We start from the raw sequence: 18,203 nt of genomic DNA, 5'->3' as shown, positions 1-18,203 counted from the left end.
TCTACTCAATAATTGCTTTTTATATGCCTCTTCCCTTTTTCGCCTCCGGCTTAGTTAAGACAATACTCTTAGCATTGCTTTGATCAAGACTATGCTCCCCTACTTCCTTTTCTTTACCTATAATCTTATAGAGCAGGTCTTGGTCTATATAATCGATTGGACGGATCCCTGTGTCTTCACATCTGAATTCACAGAGCGTTTTAATTCCACAAAGCTGTTCACGCAACTTTAGATCTGCCTGCATATTTAATAGGACATTTAGTTCTGTAGTATCTAAGTGGGTGATCTCTTTCCAATCGCTTAGCTTCTCTGATAGAAGTGGCATATAACCCATTCTAGGAGTAAAAGCCTCTTTAATGGCAGACTCAAACTTCGGAGAGTTCATCGCTTCACGATGAAGCTCCTTCAACTTTTGGGTGTTCAACTTCACCTTCTGAAAAATACGGTCTGTTGAATAGTTATAATAGGCAGGACTTGACACCTCCACTTTCTCCTCAGGAATACTCTTGATTAGGTCGGAATAGACCCTATTTATACTATCTATATACTCCTCCATATAACACTCGCTAATCTCCTGTTGGTATTTTTCAGCATCTATAGAGCAGTACAAGTCATCCACCTTATCCGAATCACACTCTACATCCTCATTATCTAGCAACCAATTAATATCATCTTCTATGGAATCACTATTCCATAGTGCAGATTCGTAAAAACCACAGAAGCCTAGTGCCTCTAGTTCAAACTCCACCTCACCTCCTTTTTCTAAAGTCACCTCATTAATCAATCCTTCCTTCTTCATAACCCTTGATAATTTTTATCCATAAACATATTACCATTGAGAATAGAAACATTCTAACTCTCACATTACAAATGTGACCAGTTCCCGTCCAACAAGAGCAAAAGACCCAATTGCCGCATGAGAATAAGGATGAAAAAGAGGAAAAGTAAGGGGCGATTGGACAGATGAAAGAGGGTGAAGATCTCACATCTCCACCCTCTCTGCACAAAATCACTTATACTATGAAAATTTCAACCACTAGCACAAAAATACCTGATGTCACATGTACTACCCACTCTTTCCAATTGCCGCATGAGGATGAAGAGGGAAAAAGAGAAAAAGAACCCCACACAACTCATAAAATGAATGTGTGGGGATGTGTACTTATGTTGATAATGCTCTATTAAGCTCACCTCTTCCTTTTTGCTCCTTTCCGTGAATGGCTGCTTCTTTGACTATTCTCTGTTGCTAGCTTAGAAGACTTATTAAATATGTGCTCATGCTTTTTCACAGAATGCTTTGGGACCATCTTATCTAACACTTCGGGGTCAATGTACAGAGTTGGTTCTATATAACTCTCCACACAAATCACCTCACACTCTTTATTGATGTTGTTTTTTGTTAGACTAGCGTTGTAGAGGTTTGCTGACAGATGAAGAAGTATATTTAGCTCTCTCATATTAAGGTCTTCAAGGTCCCTCCAATGTTCGAAATTAAGGGAAGGTATTTCAGCGAAGCTAGATCTAAGTACAAGATCGGGGTACTTTGCCCTCTCTATAAAATTCTCAAAGATAGGGTTCTCACAACACTGTTGATGTAGATCTTTAAGGTTATTCATATCAATCCTCACCCTTTGATATATCTCGTCTGTATTAACGGATATAGTTTGTGGACTCACCATTTTAACCTTCTCATCCTCTATCTCCTCAATAATTGGCTTAACCATATTAATACAATCAATATAAGCTCCCATATAAACTTCGTTCATATCAGCCTTATATTGTGCCACATCTATAGAGGAATATAAAGTCTCAATATCCTCTTCTCTAATTCTATTTTCTTTCACCCCATTGATTTCTAGCTTTGAACGTGTCATATCCCATATATAATCGGGGTCCCATAACACTGAATTATTGTAACCACAGAAGCCAATGGCATCTAGTTCAATAGTCACATACCCATCATATATCAATAGTTCTTCTACCTTCATATCACTACAAATAAATCATATCACATAAAACATCAATAATAACTCTTATGGGAGAGATAGCATCCTACTAGGATAGCAACCTCTCCACCCTTCATTAGCCGTTTTTATATCTTTCGCCCACTTCTTTTTTTCTTATCATTCGGAGCAAGGCTAATGGACTTCTTCTTCTCATTCTTATACTTTGAAGCAATTTGCTCCATTAGGTCAGGATCTACATAAGATTGCAACTGCACATCACTTAGAATTGCATGTTCAAAACAACACTCAGTTATATTATAAAACTTAGTGTTATATGGTGAGCTCAGATCGTTATTTAGATTCGCATTAATGTAAAGAAGATTATTGATCTCCAATGGACCAAGAAGAGCCAAATCGTCCCATGGTTTGTCTGGATTGTCCAACTCCCGCCCATCAATGCTATTAAGGTGAAATGGCAATTCATAATCACCTTTTTCAAGAGCTTTGGGAAAATTGGGGTCAGCTATACACGCTGCATGCAATTCCTCTAATTTAGCAATGTCAATAAGCACTTTCTGATAAAGCTCGTCAGTGCCGAAACCGTATAGATGAGCAAGTTGGATCGGCTCACCCTCTATTGTCTCCACAAGGTCAGGATAGGTTTCATTAATACAATCAATATAATAGCTCATTAGAACCTCATTCATATCCTTAATATATGCCTCCTCGTTAACAGAGTCGCAGAGAGCATGGACATCGTCATCAGACACCTCTACCGACCAATCTCCGATCTCTTCATTAAGATCATCTTTTACGATGTCAAACAAACTGTCGTAGCACAACAAGTTAGAACCATAGTAACCGCCAAATCCGAGGAGGTATAAATCAATCGGGACCTTCCCATTTACAGATTGTTCTCCATTACAAGCAAAATCATAATGTACTACAGCATTCATATCACTATTTTTTTTAGAATTATCGGCGTTGGTTAGTTGGCGAGGATCAACCTCACCAACGCTCATATTTTTATCATCCGAGAGTAAAGACTGCACAATTTTATTATCGCTATAGATCTGACGCTCATAAATTTCGCCTTTTATATTCCACTTTTCCCAAACACCTTCTTTCAAGTCATCTTTATAATTTCCACGCACTGCTAGTTGACCATCTGAATACCACGATTCATATAAGCCTTCTCTTAATCCATCTTTATAGACACATCGCTCAGAGAGCTTCCCATTATTACTCCAAAGTTGCTCAAGACCATTCTGCAAACCATTACTGTAAGTGCAACGAGTAAATAGTTGTCCATTACGATAGAACATATCCCAAAGGCCCTCTTTTTTGCCCTCTTTGTAGGTTCCCCGAACCACAAGGGTTCCGTTCTCGCACCACTCTTCACACAGACCATTTAATTCACCATCTTTGACTAAGCCTTGCATCCATAATTGTCCATTATTATGCCAACGCTCTAAGTAGTTAGATGTGAGACGCTCAAAGTAAACATCGCCAAAAACATCTTTAGCGAGTTGTATCTCCCCTCGCTCAGGGTGAGGGTCATTAGCAATTAACTCCTCTAGTACCTTTTTAATTTCTTCGGTCATAGCTTCACTCCTCCTTTCTTCTTAGGCTTTAAGGTTATCTTCTTAGCTTCCTTGTCATCTACCGTCTTAGCGGTAAACACCTCTTGACTTAACTCTTGGTCCTCTTCGTGAAAGCCAATGTAATCTTGGATTATCTCTGTAACCTCTTCCATGCCTCCCTTCTCCATCACCTCTTTTGCCTCTTCTAGGCTTATGTCCTCTACATTGTCAAGAACTCTTGTGCGAAAGAAGTCTTGAAAGTCATCTCCTATACGATGGGCGACCTCCTCTACAACAAGCCGTGAGAGATAATGGAACCTAGGATCATCCAACGACAATGGCTGACCAAGCTCCTCTTCTATCTCTTTAGCGAAGCTCTCAATATCATCCATATATCTCAAGTAAAAATCCTTCGTTTGAGAGTAATAAACGAAGTCTCCGAGCAAATCACCAGCACCGAATTCAGAAAGATCATTGAAAAAGCTCTCGCCCCTATCATAGTTCCTGATACCATCTTGAAGGTACTCTTTCACCTCATCGCTAAATGAATAGTCATTCAACTCCATTCGCTCCATTAAGTCGTCTAGGGTGTCCCAGATAGACTCCAATACAAACTCCCTTGGGTCAAATTGGCTCCTCGCTTCTGCTCGCTCTCGTAGATCAGCGGCGTGAGCCTCCAAAAGCTCTTGTACCTCCTTCTTAGGTACGAGTTGGTCATAGTTTGTGGTGTCTGGGGATCTTGAATAAACCACCTCACCCCAAAGACCATTCTCACCCATTGAGGAATGTTCCCAAATATCAGGGTAGAGTCCTCTTAACTTAGCCACCCTCGGACCCATCTCAATACCATGTTGGTACTTGGTGTTTAACTCTGGGTTCCCTTCTCTGTCCCATTTTTGGTAATAACCGTGTAACCTACCATTCTCATCATAACCAAACCTTCGCTCAATCTTACTAGTCGCTTGGTCATAACAAACCACTTGAACCTCACCCATTTCATTGGTCGTTTCTCTATACACCAATAAACGCTCTTCCTTAGTCATAACAAAACATCATCATAAACAATTAATACCTCTACCACCGTGGGCACACCACCTTTTGACAAACATAGCCACATCACGAGAGATGACCCCGACACCTCTAATTGCCGCATGAAAAGGAGAAAGGCTGAAAAAAAAGAAAAGAAAAAGGGCAGGGGTGAGAGGAAGTAAAGAAAAGCTCTATAGCATAAATAAGAGGGTGCAGATCTCACATCTCCACCCTCTCCAAAACAAAAATTCATAAAACTGTATACCTAGACAAGTAAATACATAGCAAAGGTAACCAACCAATAGATGCACGCAACATTCTCACAATTGCCGCATGAGAATGCAAGAATAGTATATCATCATTTAAGAAGAAAGGAGCCCAACTGCACTACGCAGAAGGGCTCCAAGTAAGAACAAATTGGCAGAAAGGCTCTAAATGCAATTTACCGCTTAACGCTTTAATCCCCTATTTCCTTTAGGTGGGGTGATTGCTATACCCTTTTTGAATCTCAGCTTTACTCTTTCTGCACTTGCCCTTCTCTGAAGAGAGCTAATCGTCTCAGAAAGTAAGTGTGTACGACACCATTTTATTTCATCTGGTTCCAATAGAGGAGCTAAAGCAGAGAGTATTCTATTGTTAGGAAACTCCTCTAAAATTTTAATATCCACAGCCAGTTGTTCCAAAAGGGTACGTCCCTTTCTTTTCATTATAATCTCTTCATTTGGAAAAACATCTCTCTGTTCAAAGAAACATATATCATATATATCTCTTGTAGCAATCCCTGTGCGTTCTTCTAAAGCGATAAGTTTATGAGCGTACATATCTGACAGCGACATAACATTAAGAGAAAAGCTATCATACGTAAGGGTTTCAGACTGCTCTCCCCAATAGCGATTGGAAACTTCAATCTTTAAGTTCCAAAAACCACTACCATAACTCAAAACGACTTTAGGTCCGAAGAAGCCTAGGTTACTATCAACTATCTTCCCATACTTACTAGCAATAGTAAGTATGCGTTCATAAACAAAACGCTCTTGTTCCTTATCAACCAAAGTAAAATCCAAGTCAACGGAGAAGCGTTTTATTTCATGAAAAAACATCAATGAAGTTCCACCTTTGAATAGCAATAGTGGAGATAATTTCTTGTCCGACGCTATATCACGGAGTATATCATATAGATACCTAAAATGTCTATCAGTCGTTGCTGTCATAATGACAATATTGTTGAAACACGCTCTGTTAAAGCCTTGTTGTTATAAATTGGAAGTAGCTCAAGCACCTTTTCAATATTTAATGGGTCAATATTCTCATAAGTTCTCCATTTATCCACATAGCATAAGTCAAGAAAAGCACGCTCTACTGTAGCTATCGTATAGTTAGGCTTAACAATCTTACCCCTCCTATTTATCAGAATGGAAGTTGAGAGCTTCCTAAATAGAAAAACCTCACCAGAAGGATTAAAGATATGCTTTGGTTGATATGAGGCGAGTGTTATTGAATTATCGTATTGAAAAATGACACCATGCATCCTAAGTACTGTCTCCATTGATATATACGAAGGTACTTGAATCTTGCAGGCGAACTCTAAAGGATCATACGAAGGTAGTGCATACACACCTTGTCTTAACCTGAGAATATCACCGCCTCGCACTAATCTTGACAATCGATTAGGCAAGACAGCAGCAGGATAAAGACCTCTGGTCAAAAGTCTTATCTCTTGAATGCTGAACACAGTCTTTCCAGACCGATATAATAATCCTACTATCGTTTCCATATTGCAAACATAAGCTATTATTACCATATATACAAATATCGACTCGCGTTTCAAGACCATACAAAGTTCCCCATAAAGACATAAAGGAGCCCGACTGCATATCACAGCAGGGCTCCTACAAAGAGATAAGACAAGACAAACTACAACAAACTGCTAGAACAGCACCTTGAGTCCACCTTCAAAATAGGGTCGCACCACTGTGTTTGTAACTGTTCCCCAAAGGAAATGGGTGCCCAACCCCATTGTAACAGCTAATTGCGTTGTTAGGTAAATATCTGAATGCAAACCGACTTTTCCGCCATAGATAAAAGCTTGCGTCTTATCTAGTGGCGTATCATCGGGTAGCGTTTTATCGCCCTTATTCAATAGTTCATAACCAAGGCTTATACCTGCAAATCCATATAGGTTAAAGGTCCTAGCAAAGTCGCCTATAATAAAGAGGTTATATCCTCCATTGGCGACTATTGACATGTCGCTAATAAAAAACTCCTTTTGAGGAACGTTGTTCTGCTCAAAGTCAAGACCGACAGACCAATAGTTTCCTCCTTTAAGAAATTGGGCATACTCCACACCAGCTGTAAATGATTCTTTGGTATGAAAGGGCTTGCTCCGATAGGGAATACCACCTTTCACAGACACCATTTTAGTTCCTACAAACATCACCTGAGCATCTGCCTCTTGAGAGACAAATGGTAGTAATGTCAACGCAAATAGAATAATACAAAATACCTTCTTCATATCTTTTTTTTCTATGATTTCTCTCCTTGGAAAAAGGAGAACTGAATTAATTTATCTTCCTAAAGTTATCTAATTCTCTCGCCTTCAAGAGGTCGTTGCCGTCAACAATCATATTGAGGGTACGTCCACCATTTTTCTCAAACAGTGAAATCTCCAACACCTTACCATCAGGCATTGAAAAGATAGGAACAGCAAAAATAATATTTGCTGACCCTGAGCCATTCACTCGTTGCACTAGGTTATGGCACCTTACAGGAGTGATAATCTGCTCCTGCATAGCACTACGCTTAGCTAGCTTTTTGTCAACCACCTTAAACCCAATATAGTCAATAGGGTAGCCTACCTTAGAAGAATTCTTTACGAAGAGGTGGAAGTAGTACATACCACCGTGATAATATAGTGCCTTTAGCTGTAGCTGAATGCCATACTTCTGAACACCTATATGGCGGAAATAGATGCGGCCTCTCGATGCTATATACTTCATTGCAGCATCTACCTCTCTAGGGCTCTCTCCATAAAGGTCACTCGTTTGAATCCCAATGTTATTTTGAGGTGTTGTGAGATCTACGTCTTGATTAGCATAGCTCTGCATCTCAATATTCAACTTTGGTGGTTGGTGGTTATAGCGAACATTATAGTTATAAAACGAGCCATCCTCGCAGACTACACTTAGATTGGTCTCGTCCTTGAAATACTCTGTAACTGCTTTCACCCTCAATATGTTTTGAGCATCAGCAGGCACATCTGCCGCTATATTTGAAGTTCCGAGGTCCACATAAACCACTGGACTTGGGAATATAATATGCACCGTTTTAATAGCACTCACCTCTAGGTAATAGGGGACTATCACTTGGTCAGAGGGGATGCCTCTTGTAGATGCCCTATTATCTTGAGCATGTACAATTAAAGGGGTCATTAAGAATAGACCCAAGATAACTGACGATATTTTTCTTATCAACATAATCAACTATTTTTATCATTCATTAAAAATAACTTATAACCAGACCGAATGGTCACCGTAGGAACTCTCTGTTTGCCCTTTAGCATACTACCCACTCCTGCTACGACACCTCTAGTAACAATCCCTGCCGCCGCATCCTTGGCAGAGCTATTCATCGTAAAACCTTGGGAGGCACTAGTACTTGCCTGTAGCAGACCATCACCAAGTGCTGACGCTGTCTCACTAGCAGCTTGCACTATATCGCCATCGGGGACATAAATACCCCTCTGTGCATCAATATCATAAACAGAAAGCTGTACCTGCATGATACGACCCTTGTACTCCACATTGCTAACAACCACATTAAGGCGATTACCACTAAGTTGCACGATGCCATTTACAATCGTTCCTGCCCTTAAAACAGTGTTACCGGCATAGGCATCTTCCGTGAGACGTATAGGTAAGATGTCCCCGTCCTTCACCGTGATCGTCTGTTGGACGGTCGCTTTTAAGGCATTTCGAAGAACACCTTGCTCCTCTTTGTCCTTTGAGCTACCACCATGGAAAGGAGACTTCGTAATTCCATCTCCACCTAATAGAGAGACCACCTCGCCACGTTTTGCTGTAACTTGTAGCAACTGCTTCCCATCACTAGATTCGGTACTACGCTCGGCAGCTTGAACTCGCTGTGCCATCTCGTTATTATCTGAGACACTTTGCTCATAAAGCTCCTTATACGTGTTCACCTCTTGTCTGAGAGCTGACTTCTCCTCTTCGGCTTGTTGCTGTACCATCTCTAATGCAAACTGATCGTTATTGCTTTGATAACGCTCTTGAAGCTCTAAAATTCGCAACATACGCTCATTATCAGTGGCATCATCTGTTATACTCACATCATATCTCTCTGGGATCTCGTTGTTGGCGGTCTCCATCCGCTGCGACTCAAAAACAGAGGAGAGGGCTTCCTCCTCCTCGGTCGTTTCTTTCTCCGGCTCTATCTTATTGTCAATACCCTTGCCCATAATATCAATAGTCTTGGCATTAGGCAAATCCTCTACCACACTAGAACTAGTAGGGTCCCTATCGCCATCAGAGACGAATAAGGGTCGTACAAGAACATATACTATGCCAAGTGCCATCAAAATTAGCAGGATAAGGACGATAAGATTCTTCTTTTCTTTCAATAAATCCATATCACCACTATTCTTTAATTAGTTCAATTCTTCACCATCAACCTCAATCGTATTGCTATAAGCGTCAAAAATATCATCTCCGCTAGTAGTCTCATCAAAGCCCTCTAGGAGGTCATCTGGCACAACACTTCCATCTTCCAACATTCTTGCTTGAGCCTGAGCCTTCTGCTCCTCAAGCTGCTTCTCAATCATAGCCTTCTCTTCCTCCAATTTCTTACGCTCGGCCCGCTCACGAGGGTTACCCCAAATTGCATTGTAGGTTTGAAGACCTAGCCCAAGTAGGATCAAAGCCAAAAGGAACCAAAGCAACTTGTTCACATGTCGTTGCGGGATAGCATCTGAAATCTTACGAAATAGGTCTGGCTTCTCTGCAACCTCACCCTTCACATCTTGGGTATCGGTCTGTTGCTCCAAACCCTTCTCCTCCACACTCTCTAAACTCTTTGTCTCTTTCTCTTTTCCCATCATAATCGTTCTATTAATTAAAAGTTATACGTATTAAAACCTATTGAAACCTCTTCTCTCAGTGCTGTTAATCTTGCTATTATCGAGGACTCTAAACTGTGTTAGCATGAACCCACTAGGATTATTGTCACTACGAACAACATCTACGAGCCCACCCTCACTGACAAAGTTTCGTGTCTCAAGCAAGCTAGCCCTAGTGATACGCTGTTTGCCATAATACCTCCATGTGTAAGGGTAACTATCCATATTCACCTTGATAGAGTCACAAATGATGGTTTGTATCATATCACCATTCACGATACGCTGATAATAACCCTTCTCTGCAAGGTCAGAATAGTAGACATAAGCACTATTATCGGCCATAGCGATCGCACTATTAAGATTGTTGTTTATAGCCTTATCATCTGGTGTAAGGGTTAACAACAAATCATGAAATCTACGGACATGCTCTCTTGCCTCTATTGGGCGACTCATCTTAGCATCTTGATTGGTAGCCAGCATCATACTTCCAGACTTGTCAAGGACGTAAATGACACGTTTTGATTCTTGCACCTGCATATAGCTATACACCAAGGCACCAAGACAAACAATCAAACAAAAGAAAATAAATGTAAGCGTATAGAAACGCATCTTTTTGTAGTTCGTCTCCAAATTAGGGAGGATCTTAAAGTCTGCCATATTAATACTTAGTTTTTGGTTATAGTTTATTTATTAATCTTGTCTGTCTCTTTGTGGGTACCAGAGGGGTATGCCAGCCATCAACCTTGCTTGGGTCAATCGGCCCTCTAAAGCCATCCATCTCTGCACCTCGTTGAAAGCCCTTGAAGAGCATTCCTCTGAACTCCTTACTATCCTGCTCTCTCCTCTCAGCATTTGTCAATTCAAACTTGCCATCACCCTTATATCGACCTTCCTTATACCTATCTACTAGCTCTTGTTGGTCGGGGCTCAAGCGTACACCACGGCTCTTCATTGCAAGCAATTGCTTAGCTTGTTTACGCAGATCTTTCTTCTCGGGTTTGTTGTTCTCAGCAGCAAACCGCTCACCCTTCTCCACTCGCATTTGAGTGAGCCCCTGCTTATATTCAGTAATGTCCTTATAGGTAAAATTACCATGCATCATAGCTCTAGCAATATCCACTGTGCCACGACCCGCTCTACCCACCTTATCTCCGACATATTGGGTTGCTCTATTAATACGACCATTGGAACCTGTCCTCTCCCCACTCTTGGTTAACTTCTTATCCCAAGTCTCCTCGAACGAATTGGTGACCACACCTCTACCAATTCCCCGCATAACACCTGCTCCAAGACCTCCGGCAACTGCACCTGTAACAGCAGTGGTTTTCATTGTCGACTTTAGCATCGCACTATTTAAGTTGCCAGCACCTCCTCCTGATACAATATACTCGCTGATCTCAGGTATTTCGAAATAGAAGTAGCTAACCATGATAAGAGCCAAGAACATCACCAAGGCAGCATCAAATGAATCTCCAAATGAGCTATTCATCTTAACAATAATGAAGTTGTTAAGGTATCGCAGAAGATTCGCCATAGCTGGCCAAAGACCAACAGAAATGTAACGAGCCACCCAATCCCTAAAACTACTTTGAAGGGGTGTAAATTGGCTCAATGCCAATGTGACTGGACCAAAGATGGCTAAGAAAACAAGGTAGAAACGGCTCATCATGTTTATTATGACATAAGCTATTCCCCCTAGAAACTCTGCTATCCACGCAAGGGCTGGAAAAAGAATATCATACTTGAAGGTCAAAATAGCCTCTCCAATCTCCTGTTGAAAGTACCCTTTAGCCCCCTCAAAAATAAATGCACCAATACTTTTAAGCAAGCTCTTTTTCTTCTCGTTCTCAGCCTTTTGCTCCTCTAGCTTCTTCTTGCCCTTCTCCCGAGCTTGGTCAAAGGCAATCGTCTCGACCTTCTCCGTCTCATACGTTGATTTAACTCCATTGCTAATACCACTAAGCGTTTCATTTAGGAGAGAAGTTACAACACTGAAATTCGTAATGACAAGGGCAATGCAAATAGGGCGAATCAATGGATAGAGATCTATTGGTCTATTGGATTCTATCATTGGCAATAGAACCTTAGCTAGGTAAATAATAATACCGATGCTAGCCAATACAACAGCAAAGTCTTTAATAGGGTCTAACAGCCCCCAAACCGTATTATCAATCGAATTAAAGACGTTTGTAATGAAGTTGTCCGCACCATCAATAGTGTCTCGAATGCCACCATTGATAACATCACCAATATCCCTTGTCCCTTCTGTAGCACTCATGGCGTCTTAAAATATCTTTTTCACAATATTCTTTGCCGTTCCGGTAGAATTACCTACGCCACCACTCTGAATTATAAAGCTTGCTAGCGTGGGAACTTGCAAGTAGAGAGTAGCTGAAAACAGTAACAATAATATTGAGACGAGAACAGCCGAGAAGGTGGGTTGGAGATTATTTGCGATTGCCATAACTATCTCATTGATGATAGCTCTGACAAGCGAAGCCAACCCCGGCCAAAGACCGACTGACAAAAACCTCGCTAGCCACTGTGACGCTGAGCCAGCAAACATCTTAAACTGGCTCAAGCCGAAGCTTAATGGACCAACAATAGCCAAGATAACAAGGTAGAACTTACTGAACAACATAAGTCCCAAGTAGATTAACTGCCCTAACATCATCGCCAACCATGCAAGAGTAGGGATCAGCAGACCATACACACCCTGCATCCACAACCATGTCCAAAAGTTTGAATCATCTACTTTTTCAGCTTCAACTTGCCTCTTGGTCAAATCTTCGGCGACCTGAATACTCTTATTTGGCAAATGGATAAAGCCATAGTCATCAACTGGCATCTCGGTACCATAATAGTTATATGTTCTTTTGGCATTAGGTGGAGGAACAGATACCGTAATTGGGGTATCAGAATTTGATCGCCCTGTCATCTGGGCCACTTTATCCATAAACGTAGAGAAGTAACTATTAACATCTTGTGTTGGAACCATCTTGCCGATGGCATTACCTAACCCTGTACTTATCTCACTACCTGCCTTCGTCAGTGTAGTAAAGTTTGCAATCACCAAAGCAACAAATATTGGCTTTAGAAGTGGATAAATCTCAATTCGCTCTGACCGCTCAATCATCGGTAGCAGGACGGAAGCAAGGTAGACAATACAACCAATACCCGCTATGACGGTACTCAAGCCGATCAACAGATCGGCAGAGTCCATCATATTATCAAAAACCTCATTCAGCGAATCTGCAATGGAGGTAACCCCACTATCTACAAAATTCTCGCTAGCCATAATAAATTCTCCTACCTCTAAAGCCAATAACTCTCACAATACTTTTGCCACTAAGACTAGAGCCGCATATTCAGGAAGCTCTCTCGGAATGCAGCATCCTTTACCCTATTCTCGTGTCTTAGCTCTGCTCTCTTAACATAAACAACGAGGTTCCTCGCTGATCCGAGTACCTTTGCTTGCTCATCTGATAGCTCTTTCAGCATCTGTAGTCGCTCGTAGTCGCTCATCTTCAATGTGCCATTCTGGCTAACAAGACTGTAAAGCTTTTTCAAGTGGTTAAAGCTATACTCTTGGATAGAGACGGCATTATTCAATACATACTCGTACTCTGCTAAAGTCAAGTACTTACTTCTTGAAGTCAAGTTGATAGCAGCACCACAATATCCTTGGATGTCACGTGTATGTCCAATGAAATTAAGCATATCACGATAGTCCTGAACACCGCCGCTAAGAAGCTTTAGGTCATTGTAGTAAGTGTTGGTCGCCCTCCACAAACTATCAATGTCATTATTCATACCACCACAGATCTCGTTAAGTCCTGCCAGCTTCTTGTCCATTGCACCTGTTCCCTGCAAGATCTCCTTTACGACCTTAATCATCGCAGCATTTTTAGCTGTCTTTGATGATATTCCCAACAACCTTCCAAGCCCACCAACAATTGCCTTTCCAACCTCATAAACTTGGGCATTTGCCACAGGGACTGTAGCTGAATACCCTCCCGTAAACAGCAACAGCACCAACATAATTTGTCTAAACTTTTTCATAATCATACCCTTCTAAAAGTTAACTATTAATACACTTCTCTAGCCCTTTTCTCCTCGTCTGCACTAGCGAGGTTATAAAGAGCTTTATCTATATTCCCTTCACATCGAGCAAGCTCCTTCTTCACCTTTTCCTTCTCGCTACTCTCGGTCGTATAGGCATAGTACTCTGTTCTGCTCACCTCTGTAGCATAAACAGCTCCTACACTCTCACCAAGTAGGATGAACACATCTTTTGATGGGTTCTTACCCTTGATCTCTACCTTGCCTGTATTGATGGACAGTACCTGAGCAATCTGCTTTTCGTTAAGTCCTAGTAAGTAGGCAATTGCATCAAACTGTTCTGCGAACTTACCCATGTCAAGCACTATCTTACAGTCGCTGTTGTTTACGATGGTGTCTTTCACAACTTGATTGCCTACAAGGTCGGAGATGTTTTGTGTTACTACCATCGCCTCGCCATAGAACTTACGCACCGTACGATACAGATAGGCAATAAAGTCGGCCATATTACCATTCGCTAATGCACTCCATGCCTCCTCAATGACAATCACCTTACGAACGCTCTGTGGCAATCTCCTCATCTTATTAATGAACATCTCAGTAATAATGATGGTGATGATTGGTAGTAGCTCTGCGTTATCCTTGATCTTATCAATCTCAAAGACCACAAACCTCTTTTTCAACAAATCAATATTGTCATCACTATTAAGAAGGTAACCGAAGCGGTTATTCTTATAGTATGGTGTTACCGTAGTTAAAAAGTTATTGAGGTCAAAGTCGTTATCATCTATATAGACATCGCTCGTCTCCATCACCTCACGATACTCTATATGCATGAAATCATAGAAGGTATCAAAACATGGACGAATGTGACGGTCCTCTGTCACAAACTTGATATAGGCATCTACAGCACTTCCCATCACACTACGCTCTGTGTTGGTGATAGGGTCGGAGGTGCCCTTCCAAAGTGTGAAGAGTAACATCACCAATGAGTTTTTCTTATCCTCACTATAGACGTAGTCGTCTGTATAGAATGGATTAAAACTCAATGGGTTGTTCTCATCGTAGGTATAGTAGATACCATCTTCGCCCTTTGTCTTGATATTAATGATCTGGCAAAGGTGTTCGTAGCTATGTCCTACGTCCACAATCACCACATGGGATCCTTGCTCGTAATATTGTCGTAGCATGTGGTTCATGAAGAAAGATTTACCACTTCCGGAAGGTCCTACAACAAATTTATTTCTGTTGTTGATGATACCTTTCTTCATCGGCTCATCGCTGATGTCAATATGGACAGGACGACCTGACAAACGCTCGCATAGCTTAATACCAAATGGAGAGAGGCTATCTCTATAGTTCGTCTCTATAGTCATCAAGCAAGTGGCATTTGATAGGAAGCAGATAAAGGTATCTTCTGGGTCTAGGTCGGAACTATTTCCTGGAATACCTGCCCAAAAGAGCTGTGGCACGGTGTGTACTTCTCTATATGGAGTGATGTTACACCTTGCCATCGCCGCTGATACCTTGGCGTTATTACGAGGTCGCTCCTCATTACTCTTAGACAAGCTCAACACATTGACGTGAACTCGCACAAGCCGTGCTGAACCCGCTCCTTGAACCTCTAAGAACTCAGATAGAGACTTAAAGCTTTCCTTATTACTTCCTCCAAAATTGGACAAGCTCATTAAGTAGTTCTTCCTCTGTTCTAGCTTTGCCAAAACAGTCTGTGTGTCCTCAAGAAAGATATACTGGTTTACTATATGATCACAAGGCAACAGAAGCCCAATTGGGCTCAAGAAGGAAAGGTGCTGTTTATGGGACCCCACGGAGAACATTTCGTTCTGGACAGACGAGGAGACCATATTTGGAAGCAGCTCTATGTCTGCTACGCTATGAGCATCTATATAGTAATCCCCTACCCTAACACAGTCGGGCATTAGCTCTATATCTGTTGGAGCAATATCTTGGTAGAGAGTGAGGTAATCTTCGAGGAGCCCTTTCTTCATCGGACTTCTCTCTTCGGAGAGGGTCTGCCCTACGAGCTCTCTTCCTCTCAGCCGTTTAATATCCATCAACCCTGACTCCTTAAAGATCTCTTCAAACTGCATCAGCTTATCTGAGAATACTTGAAGCTCTGACACATCAAATGCATTGAATGGCAAAAGACGCTTCTGGGTCAGTGCTGAATAGAGGGTTGTGGCCTTGAAGTTTTTTCTATTGCATTTTGTAATAAATAGATAGCACTTATGTTCCTGATAGGGTCTCGATAAGAAATGTTTCTCAAAGGCCATATCAAAGTAGGTGTACTCCTTTTTGCTGAAATCTACCTCATACTTCTTACTGATAAAATGGTCTTGCTTATGTACGATAGTTAGGTCTGGCAAAATGTTGATAGAGCGTTGCCAAATAGATTGAACTCGCTCGTAATCAACTTCCGACAGACTGAATATCTCTGGCAAGGTGACTTCGTAGCAAGCTGTAAAGGTTGCCTGCTTACTTATTAAGAAATCACTCTCCATCGCAATGATTGGGAAGTACTCCTCTAAACGACCTACTTTTTTTGTTGTCTTGAACATAACTCTAAATGTGCTAACCTCGTAGGAGGGGTGATCCCTCCCACTATTACCTCGGGGACTTTCTTACTCGCAATACTCTTTGAAAGACCACCACGACCATATTTTCTCGAGACCTTAACCACCATATAGGCGAAGGCACCAAATATGCTCATCGCAATTAGAAGACCCAAAAAACCAGCTCCATAAACGACTGAGGCAAATATATAGCCTCCTACGGTTACGAGCAGACCGCCAAATAGAACTAGGGCATAAGTAAAACTTAAACCCCAAACACGTATCTGACGCTCTGCTCCTTTATATACTGAAACCTCAAACACAGCCTTGACCTAATCTCTATTGCTTAAAAGCTAAATTATATTCCTCCTCCAATCTTAAAAAGAGATTTAGCGATACTAATTGCAATGAAGAACACCACAAGACCACCAACCCACATCATCAGCTTCTTCTTAGCTTCATGGTCACCCTCTTGAAACTTAACTACCAAGGTGATTAGAGCCACTACCGCTAAAATACCAGCAAGCACTTGAACAATGCTAATCACGTTGCTGGCACTAATCTTAAGATCCTCCGTAACTTTACTTAGCTCTGAATTCACTTGAGAGAGACCTTGAGCAAAGGACTCTGTGGCAGGCAACAATCCCAAAAATCCGAAGTAATACAACTTCCTTAAACTAGTCCAACCATTGGACAAAACTCTTTTTTTCATAATCTCATCTCTCTTTTTGCTTATAAAAAATATGATTACTCATTTTCATACGTCAAAGATAGGCAGTTGGCAACCCATAAACTCATTCTTCCAATTGCCGCATACGATTGAAGTTGAAATGACGAAAAAAAGAAGGGGAAACGGAGCAAAGGTTACAGCAAAGACAAGAGGACGGAGAACTCGCATCTCCGCCCTCCCAAAGAAAAGAATTCATTAAAATTGTACGTAACAAAGGTAGCCTCATATAGAGGAGGGTGCGACTTCTTCCAATTGCCGCATACGAGTGGTCACAACAAAGCAAGAGGGTGCAGATCTCACATCTCCACCCTCTCCAAATTAATTTCTAATTACAAATAGATTGCTTATATTTCAAAGCGATAAGATATGTACACAAAGGTAGCTATGGTTTACGTCCACCTCAACATCCTCCCAATTGCCGCATGCGATAGAAGATGAAAAAAGGAAAACGGATAAATAGGTTGGAGCCACTAACATAAGTTGCTATATAGCAACTAGTTAGGGGGTGTAAAAGCAGTCGAAATGTTTGGCGGATTGGTGAAAAAGTGGTATCTTTAGGTATGAGAAAGAAGATGAGTGCCAGTCACTTATGAGGATAAAATAGTATATTGCAAACCAAATAAAAACTGTATAATTATGAAGCGGATAATGAATCAATTGAGACGGAGCTCGCAAAGGAATATTTTTGCGAAGGCAGCACTATATACACTAATGGGATGTATGGCATTAATGAGTTGTAACGGAAAGGACAGACCTATCCCTCCGGAACCAACACCTCCCCCTACTCCAGCACCCACTCCTAGTGGAGAGATTAGACTAGCTCTTTCCCTAACAAGCGGAGGGGTCATTGCTAATGGAAAGCTAGTTAATGAGTGGAAGAATGGTGACGAGGTGAAGCTATGGGGGATAACAAAAGATGGCAACAAGGCAATACCACTAGTAGCAAAGCGATNGGNNAANGGTCANTGGTCTGTGCCANCNACNCCTGCCGATGAATGGAAGTNGGTGGAGAGGGTAGCCCTCGCCTACTTACCTACTGCCATTAAAAACTACAATCCAACAAAGAGCTCTTTTCAATCTCCGATGGAAACCAATAAGATCATTGGTGCTTTTAGATTGTCACACTATTATAATGACTTATTGATAGGA

17 protein-coding genes are annotated in these 18,203 nt (G+C 41.4%); all 17 read right to left on the bottom strand.

Translation table 11 applies throughout. The features are described 5' to 3' along the window. Positions 1 to 19: 19 nt before the first annotated feature. The 17 genes from A3GK_RS0105555 to A3GK_RS0105475 all read right to left on the bottom strand — a co-directional run bounded on the left by A3GK_RS0105555 (position 20) and on the right by A3GK_RS0105475 (position 17,036). On the bottom strand, positions 20 to 799 hold the full coding sequence (locus A3GK_RS0105555) for a hypothetical protein (RefSeq protein ID WP_018028484.1): 780 nt from the start codon (positions 797 to 799) through the stop codon (positions 20 to 22). Between the two features lie 388 nt (positions 800 to 1,187). Beyond that, positions 1,188 to 1,988 (bottom strand): hypothetical protein, encoded by an 801-nt coding sequence (locus tag A3GK_RS0105550; RefSeq protein WP_018028483.1) that lies wholly within the window; start codon positions 1,986 to 1,988, stop codon positions 1,188 to 1,190. Between the two features lie 104 nt (positions 1,989 to 2,092). Next, positions 2,093 to 3,550 carry a toxin-antitoxin system YwqK family antitoxin gene (locus A3GK_RS11005; protein ID WP_018028482.1) on the bottom strand — a complete coding sequence of 486 codons (1,458 nt, stop codon included), beginning with the start codon at positions 3,548 to 3,550 and terminating at the stop codon, positions 2,093 to 2,095. Then, positions 3,547 to 4,572, bottom strand: coding sequence for a DUF7222 domain-containing protein (locus tag A3GK_RS0105540; RefSeq protein ID WP_018028481.1), 1,026 nt, complete (start codon positions 4,570 to 4,572; stop codon positions 3,547 to 3,549). The genes A3GK_RS11005 and A3GK_RS0105540 overlap by 4 nt, the downstream gene beginning before the upstream one ends. Before the next feature lie 435 nt (positions 4,573 to 5,007). After that, entirely contained in the window at positions 5,008 to 5,769 is a 762-nt protein-coding gene (locus tag A3GK_RS0105535; protein WP_018028480.1) for a nucleotidyl transferase AbiEii/AbiGii toxin family protein, read from the bottom strand. Further along, positions 5,766 to 6,332 (bottom strand): type IV toxin-antitoxin system AbiEi family antitoxin domain-containing protein, encoded by a 567-nt coding sequence (locus A3GK_RS0105530; RefSeq protein WP_026161743.1) that lies wholly within the window; start codon positions 6,330 to 6,332, stop codon positions 5,766 to 5,768. The genes A3GK_RS0105535 and A3GK_RS0105530 overlap by 4 nt, the downstream gene beginning before the upstream one ends. Positions 6,333 to 6,485: 153 nt before the next feature. Beyond that, complete coding sequence (locus A3GK_RS0105525; RefSeq protein WP_018028478.1) at positions 6,486 to 7,070, bottom strand: conjugal transfer protein TraO; 585 nt, start codon at positions 7,068 to 7,070, stop codon at positions 6,486 to 6,488. A gap of 46 nt (positions 7,071 to 7,116) precedes the next feature. Further along, positions 7,117 to 8,031, bottom strand: coding sequence for a conjugative transposon protein TraN (traN, locus tag A3GK_RS0105520; protein WP_244401711.1), 915 nt, complete (start codon positions 8,029 to 8,031; stop codon positions 7,117 to 7,119). Between the two features lie 2 nt (positions 8,032 to 8,033). Then, positions 8,034 to 9,203 carry a conjugative transposon protein TraM gene (gene traM, locus A3GK_RS0105515; protein WP_018028476.1) on the bottom strand — a complete coding sequence of 390 codons (1,170 nt, stop codon included), beginning with the start codon at positions 9,201 to 9,203 and terminating at the stop codon, positions 8,034 to 8,036. Positions 9,204 to 9,221: 18 nt separating this feature from the next. After that, positions 9,222 to 9,671 carry a hypothetical protein gene (locus A3GK_RS0105510; protein WP_018028475.1) on the bottom strand — a complete coding sequence of 150 codons (450 nt, stop codon included), beginning with the start codon at positions 9,669 to 9,671 and terminating at the stop codon, positions 9,222 to 9,224. Between the two features lie 30 nt (positions 9,672 to 9,701). Next, complete coding sequence (traK, locus tag A3GK_RS0105505) at positions 9,702 to 10,346, bottom strand: conjugative transposon protein TraK (RefSeq protein ID WP_018028474.1); 645 nt, start codon at positions 10,344 to 10,346, stop codon at positions 9,702 to 9,704. A gap of 19 nt (positions 10,347 to 10,365) precedes the next feature. Further along, the gene (locus tag A3GK_RS0105500) at positions 10,366 to 11,967 is read right to left on the bottom strand and encodes a hypothetical protein (RefSeq protein WP_018028473.1); all 1,602 of its coding nucleotides are present in this window, start codon (positions 11,965 to 11,967) and stop codon (positions 10,366 to 10,368) included. Positions 11,968 to 11,973: 6 nt separating this feature from the next. Then, complete coding sequence (locus A3GK_RS0105495; RefSeq protein ID WP_018028472.1) at positions 11,974 to 12,987, bottom strand: type IV secretion system protein; 1,014 nt, start codon at positions 12,985 to 12,987, stop codon at positions 11,974 to 11,976. Between the two features lie 56 nt (positions 12,988 to 13,043). Further along, positions 13,044 to 13,751, bottom strand: a complete 708-nt coding sequence (locus A3GK_RS0105490; RefSeq protein ID WP_155799447.1) for a hypothetical protein — start codon at positions 13,749 to 13,751, stop codon at positions 13,044 to 13,046. A 26-nt stretch (positions 13,752 to 13,777) separates the two neighbouring features. After that, entirely contained in the window at positions 13,778 to 16,330 is a 2,553-nt protein-coding gene (locus A3GK_RS0105485; RefSeq protein ID WP_018028470.1) for a TraG family conjugative transposon ATPase, read from the bottom strand. After that, a complete protein-coding gene (locus A3GK_RS0105480; protein ID WP_018028469.1) occupies positions 16,306 to 16,647 on the bottom strand; it encodes a DUF4133 domain-containing protein in 342 nt (113 codons plus the stop codon). Before A3GK_RS0105480 ends, A3GK_RS0105485 begins: the two co-directional genes overlap by 25 nt. A 35-nt stretch (positions 16,648 to 16,682) precedes the next feature. Further along, positions 16,683 to 17,036 (bottom strand): DUF4134 family protein, encoded by a 354-nt coding sequence (locus A3GK_RS0105475; protein WP_018028468.1) that lies wholly within the window; start codon positions 17,034 to 17,036, stop codon positions 16,683 to 16,685. Positions 17,037 to 18,203 lie beyond the last annotated feature (1,167 nt).

Origin of the sequence: Porphyromonas somerae DSM 23386, assembly GCF_000372405.1 — a bacterium.
In the GTDB taxonomy this organism is placed as follows: Bacteria; Bacteroidota; Bacteroidia; order Bacteroidales; family Porphyromonadaceae; genus Porphyromonas_A; species Porphyromonas_A somerae.
The sequence above is the reverse complement of the archived record's forward strand: the minus strand, read 5'-3'. Positions and strand labels throughout refer to the sequence as shown.

Bases quoted from the DNA above. Each gene is read 5' to 3' on its own strand.
- traK (WP_018028474.1), bottom strand. From the start codon at position 10,346: ATGGCAGACTTTAAGATCCTCCCTAATTTGGAGACGAACTACAAAAAG.
- A3GK_RS0105510 (WP_018028475.1), bottom strand. From the start codon at position 9,671: ATGATGGGAAAAGAGAAAGAGACAAAGAGTTTAGAGAGTGTGGAGGAG.
- A3GK_RS0105485 (WP_018028470.1), bottom strand. From the start codon at position 16,330: ATGTTCAAGACAACAAAAAAAGTAGGTCGTTTAGAGGAGTACTTCCCA.
- A3GK_RS0105555 (WP_018028484.1), bottom strand. From the start codon at position 799: ATGAAGAAGGAAGGATTGATTAATGAGGTGACTTTAGAAAAAGGAGGT.
- A3GK_RS0105475 (WP_018028468.1), bottom strand. From the start codon at position 17,036: ATGAAAAAAAGAGTTTTGTCCAATGGTTGGACTAGTTTAAGGAAGTTG.
- A3GK_RS0105550 (WP_018028483.1), bottom strand. From the start codon at position 1,988: ATGAAGGTAGAAGAACTATTGATATATGATGGGTATGTGACTATTGAA.
- A3GK_RS0105490 (WP_155799447.1), bottom strand. From the start codon at position 13,751: ATGAAAAAGTTTAGACAAATTATGTTGGTGCTGTTGCTGTTTACGGGA.
- A3GK_RS0105500 (WP_018028473.1), bottom strand. From the start codon at position 11,967: ATGAGTGCTACAGAAGGGACAAGGGATATTGGTGATGTTATCAATGGT.
- A3GK_RS0105525 (WP_018028478.1), bottom strand. From the start codon at position 7,070: ATGAAGAAGGTATTTTGTATTATTCTATTTGCGTTGACATTACTACCA.
- traM (WP_018028476.1), bottom strand. From the start codon at position 9,203: ATGGATTTATTGAAAGAAAAGAAGAATCTTATCGTCCTTATCCTGCTA.
- A3GK_RS11005 (WP_018028482.1), bottom strand. From the start codon at position 3,550: ATGACCGAAGAAATTAAAAAGGTACTAGAGGAGTTAATTGCTAATGAC.
- A3GK_RS0105535 (WP_018028480.1), bottom strand. From the start codon at position 5,769: ATGACAGCAACGACTGATAGACATTTTAGGTATCTATATGATATACTC.
- A3GK_RS0105540 (WP_018028481.1), bottom strand. From the start codon at position 4,572: ATGACTAAGGAAGAGCGTTTATTGGTGTATAGAGAAACGACCAATGAA.
- traN (WP_244401711.1), bottom strand. From the start codon at position 8,031: ATGTTGATAAGAAAAATATCGTCAGTTATCTTGGGTCTATTCTTAATG.
- A3GK_RS0105495 (WP_018028472.1), bottom strand. From the start codon at position 12,987: ATGGCTAGCGAGAATTTTGTAGATAGTGGGGTTACCTCCATTGCAGAT.
- A3GK_RS0105530 (WP_026161743.1), bottom strand. From the start codon at position 6,332: ATGGAAACGATAGTAGGATTATTATATCGGTCTGGAAAGACTGTGTTC.